This is a genomic window from Vibrio sp. Y20_XG_PY13 (assembly GCF_024181925.1).
GTDB lineage: Bacteria > Pseudomonadota > Gammaproteobacteria > Enterobacterales > Vibrionaceae > Vibrio > Vibrio parahaemolyticus.
This window is the reverse complement of the sequence record NZ_JAMZAL010000030.1, coordinates 1-3,346: the sequence shown is the minus strand read 5'-3', so window position 1 is coordinate 3,346 and position 3,346 is coordinate 1. Positions and strand designations below refer to the sequence as shown.

At 42.6% G+C, this 3,346-nt stretch carries 1 protein-coding gene and 3 pseudogenes; 2 read left to right on the top strand and 2 right to left on the bottom strand.

Annotated elements, in window-relative coordinates:
* A pseudogene (locus NL646_RS23180) lies at nucleotides 1–560 on the bottom strand (IS5 family transposase); the annotation flags it as partial.
* A 76-nt stretch (nucleotides 561–636) separates the two neighbouring features.
* Here NL646_RS23180 and NL646_RS23175 point away from each other — a divergent pair.
* Nucleotides 637–1,172, top strand: a pseudogene (locus NL646_RS23175) (transposase); the annotation flags it as partial.
* A 335-nt stretch (nucleotides 1,173–1,507) separates the two neighbouring features.
* Here the strand turns inward: NL646_RS23175 and NL646_RS23170 are convergent.
* Complete coding sequence (locus NL646_RS23170) at nucleotides 1,508–2,815, bottom strand: TolC family outer membrane protein (RefSeq protein ID WP_253664752.1); 1,308 nt, start codon at nucleotides 2,813–2,815, stop codon at nucleotides 1,508–1,510.
* A 196-nt stretch (nucleotides 2,816–3,011) separates the two neighbouring features.
* Between NL646_RS23170 and NL646_RS23165 the strand changes: the two are divergent.
* Nucleotides 3,012–3,346 (top strand): annotated as a pseudogene (locus tag NL646_RS23165) (transposase); the annotation flags it as partial.

Sequence of the window (3,346 nt, the reverse complement as noted above, 5' to 3'; positions counted from 1 at the left end):
GATTCGTCGACGTGTTTGCTTGAGCAAATTTGGAAGGACTTCTGCATCAGTGACATTAGATAAACTCAGTTCTGCTGCTATTATTTCGTGAGTGCTGGTATCGACTGCTAAATGCAGCTTTATCCAGCCTCTACGCTTCCCGTCAGTACCATGTTTCTTGACCTTCCATTCACCTTCGCCATAAACCTTGAGACCAGTGGCATCAATGGCCAGATACTGTATCGCACCTCTGGTTTTAGTTTTAAATGAAATCTCAACTTCCTTAGCTCGGCGGCTTATACAGGTGTAGTGCGGGCAAACAAGCGGGATGTTAGCCAGCTTAAATACTGAGTCTAGAAAACCTTGCAGCGCTCTCAATGGCATAGCGAAAACGCGTTTACCATCAGTGCGGTAGTAATGGCTAGGTCGCTGAAACGACGAGGCCTGCCGCGCTTACTCTGTTTGCTTTGCTTCCACTCGCTTATGGCTTCTTCATCAATCCAGAAAGTGAATGAACCACGGTTGATTAGGGCTTTATTGTACTGCTTCCAGTTAGTTGTTTTGTAACGAGGTTTAGGCATGAGGCTACGATGATTAATGGGTGTAGCCGATCAGATCGTAGCTTCTTGATTTAGTTCCATCGATTTAAGCAACAAAGCCCATGCACGTCGCAAGTTCATGGATGCAAAGAAGCCTCAAGGGAAAGGTAAGTCAGGCAAAGCAGATAAAGCGCTGGCCAAAATCCAGAAGCTCTATGGGATAGGATCCCGCTTAAAAGATGCGACTGCCGAGAAACGAAAAACAGAACGTCAACAGCATGCCAAACCGATACTGGATGAGTTGTACGAGTGGATGACAACGCAACAAGTGCTTGAGTCTAGCCCTATGGGTAAAGCGATAAGATACACGCTCGGCAATGGCCGAAGCTCATCCGTTATATCGATGACGGTCACTTATCGATAGACAATAACCGTGCTGAACGTGCAATAAAACCGCTAATCATTGGGAGAAAGAACTGGTTGTTCTCGAACACACCAAGTGGTGCAGACGCGAGAGAGATGCTTTAAAGTATCGTCGAGATGGCTAAAGCCAACAGCCTTATCCTCTACGATTACATGGTCAAGTGCATGAAAGAGCTGGCGAAAGCAGAGTCAGACATCGATGCACTCCTACCTTGGAACTTCAAACATTAACAATATCGCCCCGTGGGTTCATGGGACGGATACGCTGGGACAACGCTTGCGTAGAGTAGCTCTTCCACTTCATGACGGTGTAAGCGATTGAATATGAGCCAATCATGACAAGATATGTCGAATAAATTGAGCTTGAATACAACCGAATGATAAGGTACCTAGTTGTCGGATACCTAAACTCAGTTAACTATGGAAGGTAACTGGGCTTAACCAAATATCCAGTCAGTCTGGCTGGACACTTGATTAATTCCAAGCTGTTTGGTTTCCTTAATAAACAATGCAACAAGACCGCTGAAAATGAAAGCTCAACTTGCTATATTATAGTGAAGACGTCTTTAATGTTCATTTTCTTTCTTCCATTCTTCAGGTATTTCAATCCGCAAGGCGTCTAATAAATTACCAGTCGAATTCAGAACTCGATACTTGGCTAGTTGTTCATTGTAACGCGCATCTAAATAGGACTTGCGTGCACTAAATAGTTCGTTTTCGCTGTTAAGTACATCTAGTAAGGTGCGCTGACCTATTTTATATTGTTTTCTATAAGCTATTACAGTTTTTGATAGTGAATCGACACGACTAGATAAAAAGTCTTTTTGCTGTGTAGATAGGCTTAGCATATTCCAAGCTAATTGAAGCTGCTCTTGCACTGCCCGATAGCTTTTATCACGCAGATCTCTTGCTTTATTTAGTTGGTAGGCTAAATTCTCAGCATTAGCTTGGTCGCTACCACCGTTGAATAGATTGTAACTAATGTTGAGCATAGCTGTCATTTCTTCCCTGCTTCCCTCAAGACCACTAGCATTTTCTTTCCAAGTTTGACTGACTTCGAATGTTATTGTTGGGTAGTATACCCCTTTTGATTGTTTGTATTGATACAGAGCGGAATCAATATCTACCAAGGCTGTTTTAATTACAGTGTGCTGTTCGTTGGCTTTGGCTAGCGCTTCTTCAAAAGTAAGGGGGATGAAGTCAACATCGGCTTTTGGGAAGATAAGCTCTTCAGAAGCTTCCCCTACAAGGCGGGTGAATTGAGCTAGAGTATTGGAAAGGTTATTCTGGGCAAGAAGCACGTTATTATGAGCTTCGGCAAGGCGACCTTCTGCTTGAGATAAATCTGCAGTAGAGCCTATACCTGATTCAGTACGACGAATGATATTTTTATGTATTTGCAGGTGAACCTCAAGATTACTCTCTGATAGAGCCAGAATCTCTTCGGCTTTGAGTACATCAAGATAAATATTTGCGACTTCAAGTACCAAATCTTGAGCATTGGTTAACAATTGATATCTCATTGACTCGGCATCTGCGGAAACTCGAGAAATGTTGTTAAACGTAGCTGAGCCGTCCCAAATCAATTGCTCAAGAGTTAGCGAGGCCTCTTTGCGATTCATATCTGTACGTGTATCGTTACTTGTCGTTGATAACCCTTCATAACCAATACCTACATTTAAATTTATATCTGGTAGGTATGAACCCTCTGCCACATTTATTTCTTTCTTATGGCTCATATAGTCATTAAAGGCACTTTTAAGCTGTGGGTTTGTCGAAAGAGTAACAGCAACTGCTTCTTCTAGTGTTTGGCTATTGGCGGGGAGTGCTATAAATGTTACACAGCTTAGTGCGCACACGATGTTAAATCTCATAGTCATTTGTTCTCTTTTAATTAACGTAATTCATTTAATAAAAAAGATAGCTATAGATATATAATGTTTCAACAATTTTAAAATGTCACACGACGCCGCAAGTTAGAAACGTCACATGGCTTTGTTGCTTAAATCGATGGAACTAAATCAAGAAGCTACGATCTGATCGGCTACACCCATCAATCATCGTAGCCTCATGCCTAAACCTCGTTACAAAACAACTAACTGGAAGCAGTACAATAAAGCCTTAATCAACCGTGGTTCTCTGACCTTTTGGATTGATGAGGAAACGATAGCCGAGTGGAATCAAAACAAACAAGGCAAGCGTGGTAGACCTCGCCGATTCAGCGACTTAGCCATTACTACCGCACTGATGGTGAAACGCGTTTTCGCTATGCCATGAGAGCGCCGCAAGGTTTTCTAGACTCAGTATTTAAGCTGGCTAACACCCCGCTAGTTTGTCCGCACTACACCTGTATAAGCCGCCGAGCTAAGGAAGTTGAGGTTTCATTTAAAACCAAAACCAGAGGT

Excerpts from the sequence above, each read along its gene's own strand:
- NL646_RS23170 (WP_253664752.1), bottom strand. The coding sequence starts at position 2,815 with ATGAGATTTAACATCGTGTGCGCACTAAGCTGTGTAACATTTATAGCA.